Origin of the sequence: Acinetobacter sp. UBA2581, assembly GCF_002339435.1 — a bacterium.
GTDB classification, from domain to species: domain Bacteria; phylum Pseudomonadota; class Gammaproteobacteria; order Pseudomonadales; family Moraxellaceae; genus Acinetobacter; species Acinetobacter variabilis.
The window spans coordinates 1-6,130 of the sequence record NZ_DDLD01000092.1 but is presented as its reverse complement, the minus strand read 5'-3'; the positions used below and the strand labels follow the sequence as shown (position 1 = coordinate 6,130).

Annotated in this window: 4 protein-coding genes; 3 read left to right on the top strand and 1 reads right to left on the bottom strand. The window is 45.5% G+C overall.

Annotation, left to right across the window (positions count from 1 at the left end; genetic code table 11):
* Nucleotides 1–117: 117 nt before the first annotated feature.
* Nucleotides 118–1,242, bottom strand: coding sequence for a CaiB/BaiF CoA transferase family protein (locus tag B3Q46_RS11805; RefSeq protein ID WP_286715952.1), 1,125 nt, complete (start codon nucleotides 1,240–1,242; stop codon nucleotides 118–120).
* Nucleotides 1,243–1,455: 213 nt separating this feature from the next.
* On the opposite strand from B3Q46_RS11805, the gene B3Q46_RS11800 reads away from it, so the two are divergent.
* The 3 genes from B3Q46_RS11800 to B3Q46_RS11790 all read left to right on the top strand — a co-directional run bounded on the left by B3Q46_RS11800 (nucleotide 1,456) and on the right by B3Q46_RS11790 (nucleotide 6,039).
* Nucleotides 1,456–2,466: an AraC family transcriptional regulator gene (locus B3Q46_RS11800; protein ID WP_004785199.1), complete on the top strand. Its 1,011-nt coding sequence runs from the start codon at nucleotides 1,456–1,458 to the stop codon at nucleotides 2,464–2,466.
* A gap of 224 nt (nucleotides 2,467–2,690) precedes the next feature.
* A complete protein-coding gene (locus tag B3Q46_RS11795) occupies nucleotides 2,691–3,896 on the top strand; it encodes an acetyl-CoA C-acetyltransferase (RefSeq protein WP_286715948.1) in 1,206 nt (401 codons plus the stop codon).
* A 10-nt stretch (nucleotides 3,897–3,906) separates the two neighbouring features.
* Nucleotides 3,907–6,039: a 3-hydroxyacyl-CoA dehydrogenase NAD-binding domain-containing protein gene (locus tag B3Q46_RS11790; protein ID WP_286715945.1), complete on the top strand. Its 2,133-nt coding sequence runs from the start codon at nucleotides 3,907–3,909 to the stop codon at nucleotides 6,037–6,039.
* Nucleotides 6,040–6,130 lie beyond the last annotated feature (91 nt).

Here is a 6,130-nt window from a genome sequence, read left to right as displayed (position 1 = left end):
CCTCATGTTTGAATTCGCCAAGCTTTAGATCAGCTTCCTCTGATTTTTAATGTGAATGATTTATTTTTTAAATCTTTAGCAGTTTTTTTCATAAACCAAAATAAGAAAGTCGCTCAATTACCACTCTTTGGTTTCGCCTAAAGCCTGACCGATAAATTGATATCGCATAGTTGATCTTGAAAACTTGATCGGGCAAGCCAGTTGAGCTTCAGTTTGCTCCAGCTGATCAGCTTTAACTGGCACCTGTACCACCCATTCACGTTGCTGCGCCAGCTCAGAATGCAGAGCTTCATCAAGCTTTAATACAGGTTCGACACAGAAATCCGCCTGAGAAAATAAGACTTGCCAGTGAGATAGAGGTTGGGATCTGATTTTATCGCGAATCGCCTGTTTCACTAAAGCATGATCTTCAGGTACGAAAGAAGTTCCTTTTTCCAGAATAATCGGCAAATCTAGTAATTGTGCCAGACCTTGCATGAATTGAGGCTCCAGACTGCCTATTGATAGATAGCGATCATCCTGAGTCTGATAATAGTCATAAAAGGTACCGCCATTTAAGTAACCTGATTCTATTTGCTGATGCTGATTACCCGCCAGACTGGCAGAAGCTGCCATATTATTTAATGTCGCCGCGCAATCGGTCATGGAAATATCAATATATTGTCCCTGACCACTGCTCTGCCGCTCAATCACCGCTGCCAGAATGGCAACCAGCGCATGCATAGAGCCGCCCGCGACATCAGCAATCTGGATTCCCATTGCCGGTGGTCCGCTTTCAAGCCGGCCACTATGCCCAGCAATCCCAGATAAAGCCAAATAGTTAATATCATGCCCTGCCCGATCTTTATAAGAACCCGTCTGACCATAACCGGTAATCGAGCAATAGATTAAGCGTGGATTAAGCGCACTGAGCGTTGGATAATCCAGGCCAAGCCGTTGCATCACACCTGGGCGAAATTGTTCTACGACAATGTCATAATCTGCAATTCGGGATTTGATCTGTTCAATATGTTCGGGATTCTTTAAATCCAGTGCGACAGAATGTTTGTTTCGGTTCAGATAATTATGCGTTGTGGCCTGTCCATGTGCAAAAGGTGGCATTAAACGCACCAGATCAGGACGTGTGGGTGATTCAATATGCACAACTTCTGCACCCATGTCTGCAAGATATAACGTGGCAAATGGACCGGGTAATAATGTAGAAAAATCTAATATTTTCAAACCTTTTAATGCATATGACATTGGAGTTATTACTCTATTTATATCGCTTTTTGCCTCATCATAAGAACATAAATGCCCAAAAACAATGTCATGTTCAGCCATTTACCTTGATAGTTTCGGCAATTTAACATGTAAGAAAATGGTAATTGCATTCTTGTAAATTGCCATTGATTTTTTATTTTTTGTCATTTAGGTCAAATATTAGTGAACATTAAAGAGACTGAAGGATTAAACATGAGTCGTGATACGATCAGTATCCATTTCGTCAATGCAGCCTTATACGGCGTTAAGCGCCTGGGCATGGATGTCGATACTTTATTGTCTCACGTTGGGATTGAAGCCGAGCTTCTGCATCAGCCGAAGGCCCGTATTTCGCCTGAACAATATACCCGTTTTATCAAGATGCTCTGGATGGTGACTCAGGACGAACATGTCGGTTTTGATAAACAGCCGCGTCGTCTGGGCACTTTCGCGATTATGTGCCAGTTGATCATCCATGCCAAAACGCTGGGCGATGCACTCGAGCTTTCTTCACAATTTTACAAACTCTTTGGTGATGACTGGTCTGTAACCCTAGAGCGTGACAAGCACGAAGCGCGTCTGGTTCCCCTGATTCCAAATTCGATGGATCCGGAACACTTTATTACCGAAAGCATGCTAATGATCTGGCATGGTCTGGCATCGTGGTTAATTGAACGTCGTCTGCCACTGGAACGTGTACATTTCAGCTATCCTCGTCCTGCACATGCAGATGAATACGATGCGCTGTTCTTTGCACCTGTGATGCAATTCGATATGCCTCGTACTGAAATTACCTTTGCAGCGGATTATCTAGATCTGCCAATTCGCCAGAATGAAGAAACGCTAGAAGAATTCCTCAAAGCAGCACCTGCTCAACTTCTAGTTAAATTTAAAAATACCAACTCGCTGACTTCTCGGATCCGTGATGTATTAAAGAGCCAGATTGGTGAAGAAATGCCGACCTTGAACGATGTCGCATCGATGCTCTACTTGTCTCCGCAAACCCTGCGTCGCCGTCTGGCTGCTGAAGGCAAAAGCTATCAGGGCGTGAAAGATGCACTGCGCCGTGATGCTGCAATTCACTTATTACTTAACCCAGATCTGACTCTGGAAGATGTTGCACAACAGGTTGGCTTTAGTGAAACCAGTACTTTCCACCGTGCTTTCAAAAAATGGACAGGGGTAACACCAGGCCTATACCGTCAGTTACACGGTTACCATTAAAAACCTTGCTATAAAATTGTATACTTGAAAAGTGTCGTTTATTAAGCGCTACAAGCCCCTCGCCCAAGCTCCAGACTTGGGCTTTTTTATGCCCGCTTTTTAATCCATCAAGACTGACCAAATTGCTCAAATGATCTGGTCCGTTCTCGTCATTGCACTTCAAGATTTAATCATTACACTCGAAGCATTAGAACAATTTCAATAAAGCAAGAAAAGGATATTGTATGAGCGAGGCCTATATTATTGATGCCATTCGCACGCCACGCGGAAAGGGAAAAAAAGACGGATCATTACATGAAGTTAAACCAATTAGTTTACTGACTACGCTCTTAAATGAACTGAAAGAACGCCATAACCTGGATACATCTCAGGTGGATGATATTGTGCTGGGCTGTGTGACTCCAATCGGTGATCAGGGTGCAGACATTGCCAAAACTGCTGCAATTGCCGCAGGCTGGGACAATGATGTGGCTGGTGTTCAGATCAACCGTTTCTGTGCTTCAGGCCTGGAAGCTGTAAATCTGGCAGCACAAAAAGTTCGTTCAGGCTGGGAAGATCTGGTCGTTGCGGGTGGCGTTGAATCCATGTCTCGTGTTCCGATGGGTTCTGATGGCGGCCCGTGGGCTTTAGATCCTGAAACCAATATGGCTTGCGATTTTATTCCACAAGGCATCGGGGCTGACCTGATCGCGACCATTGATGGTTATAGTCGTGCAGATGTAGATCAATTCGCCGAGCAATCACAAAAGAAAGCGTCAGCAGCCCAAGCGAATGGTTATTTTGATAAATCCATTATTCCAGTGAAAGATAAAGCTGGCGTCGTGATTCTAGACAAAGATGAATTCATTAAACCGACAACAACTGCAGAAGGCTTAAGTGCATTAAAGCCAAGTTTTGCAACGATGGGCCAGATAGGCTTTGATGCCATCGCTCTACAGAAATATCCGGAAGTAGGCTCTGTAAACCATGTACACCATGCGGGTAATTCTTCAGGCATTGTGGATGGTGCAGCAATCGTATTACTTGCCTCCGAACAGGCAGTGCAACAGCAAAATCTCAAGCCACGCGCCAAAGTACTGGCAACGGCGCTGGTTGGTGCCGATCCAACCATTATGCTGACTGGCCCCGCCCCGGCTGCACGTAAGGCTTTAGCCAAAGCCGGACTCACCATTGATGATATTGATCTGTTTGAAGTCAATGAAGCTTTCGCTGCTGTGGTGATGCGCTTTATCAATGAAATGAAGGTTGATCCTGCCAAAGTCAATGTCAATGGTGGTGCCATTGCCATGGGACATCCACTCGGTGCGACCGGTGCCATGATTCTAGGCACTTTACTGGATGAACTGGAACGTCAAGGTAAGAAACGTGGACTGGCCACCCTGTGTGTGGGGGGTGGTATGGGCATCGCAACCATTATTGAGTTGGTATAAGGAGATCAGCATGAGCGCAATTCAATATCAAAAAACTGAAGATCATATTGTCATTCTGACCTTTGATTCTCCAAACCAGTCCGCCAATACCATGAATGCCGACTTTCGCACGGCTCTGGAAGAAGTCGCTGCCCAGTTACAGGCAGATGAACAGATCGCCGGAATTATTTTCCGATCAGCTAAAAAGACATTCTTTGCTGGCGGTGATCTGGATGAGCTGATTCAGGCGACGCCTGAACATGCCACTGAATTCTTCAATATGATTGAAGACATGAAAGCCAAATTACGCTATATCGAAACGCGTGGCATTCCTGTGGTGGCAGCTTTAAATGGCACCGCACTCGGTGGTGGTTGGGAAATCGCTTTATGTGCCCATCATCGTATTGCCCTCAATGATGCCAAAACCAAGTTTGGTTTACCTGAAGTCACTTTAGGCTTGCTACCAGGCGGTGGTGGTATTGTCCGTATGGTTCGTCTGCTAGGCCTGCAAAATGCCTTACCTTTACTGATGGAAGGCAAACAGTTCGGTGTAGAAAAAGCCAAGTCTTTGGGACTGGTACATGACACAGCCGACTCACTGGATGAGTTACTAGATAAATCTATAGCCTGGATTAAACAACATCCGCAATCCCAACAGCCTTTCGATGTAAAAGGTTACAAAATTCCGGGAGGCTCTCCTTCTTCGCCTGCCGTTGCACAGATGCTGGCCATTGCTCCTGCGATGCTGCGTGATAAAACCAAGGGGTGCTATCCAGCTCCTGAAGCCATTTTATCCGCTGCGGTTGAAGGCGCTCAGGTTGATGTTGATACCGCACTGAGAATTGAGTCGCGTTATTTCACCTATCTCGCTACCGGCCAGATTTCCAAGAACATGATCGGTACATTCTGGCATGGCATGAATGCCATTAAATCAGGTGCCAGTCGTCCTAAAGACTTTGCGCCATGGAAAGCTACTAAAGTAGGTATTTTGGGTGCAGGTATGATGGGTGCAGGTATTGCCTATGTCACTGCCAGCAAAGGCATTCAGGTGGTACTAAAAGATATTTCGGTCGAAGCTGCTGAAAAAGGCAAAGCCTATAGCCAGAAATTACTTGATAAAAAAGTAGACCAAGGCCGCTTAACAGCTGAAAAACGTGACCAGATTTTAAGTCTGATTCACACCACGACAGAAGCAGCAGATTTTCAAGGCTGTGACCTGATCATTGAAGCAGTATTTGAAAATCAGGAACTCAAAGCCAAAGTTACTCAGGAAGCAGAGCAATATTTAGCATCCAACGGTGTAATGGCATCCAATACCTCGACTCTACCCATCAGTGACTTGGCTCAAGCCTCTCAAAATCAGGTGAATTTTATCGGTCTGCATTTCTTTAGCCCAGTCGACAAGATGCAACTGGTCGAGATCATTAAGGGGAAAAATACTTCAGCAGAAACACTGGCCAAGGTATTTGACTTTGTGCAGCAGATTGGCAAGCTACCGATTGTAGTGAATGACAGCCGTGGCTTCTTTACCAGCCGTGTCTTTGGAACCTTTGTACAGGAAGGTTTACGTTTGCTCGCCGAAGGGATGCATCCAGCCCGTATTGAAATGGCTGCGCTGAAAGCAGGTATGCCGGTCGGACCACTTGCTATTCAAGATGAAGTCTCTCTGACACTTTCTGAGCATGTAGCTGCAGAAACCCGTAAGGCTCTGGCAGCACAAGGCAAAGAACGCCCAAGCACCGATGCAGATGCCGTGATTCAAACCATGATTCATGAGTTTAACCGTAAAGGCAAAGCTGCTGGTGCAGGTTTTTATGATTATCCTGAAGGTGGCAAAAAGCAGCTGTGGTCTGGCTTGGAGCATTGGTATAAAGAAGTGGATATTTCTGAACAGGAAATGATAGACCGCTTCCTGTTTGTTCAAGCGCTGGATACCGTACGCTGTCTGGAAGAAGGTGTGCTGGAGTCAGTGGTCGATGCCAATATTGGTTCAATCTTTGGAATTGGTTTTGCCGCCTGGACGGGAGGTGCAGTGCAGTTCTTGAACCAGTATGGTTTAACCAAGGCCTTGAATCGTGCTGAAATCCTGGAACGTAAATATGGCGAACGTTTCAAAGCACCACAGTTACTCAAACAGAAAGTTGCTGAAGGTCAGCGCTTTTAAAAACTGGGTCTAAAAAAGAGGAGCTTGACTCCATTGCTGTCCCACAATTTTTCACAAGAGGAAGCTCATTTGAGCTTCCTCTTGTTTTATG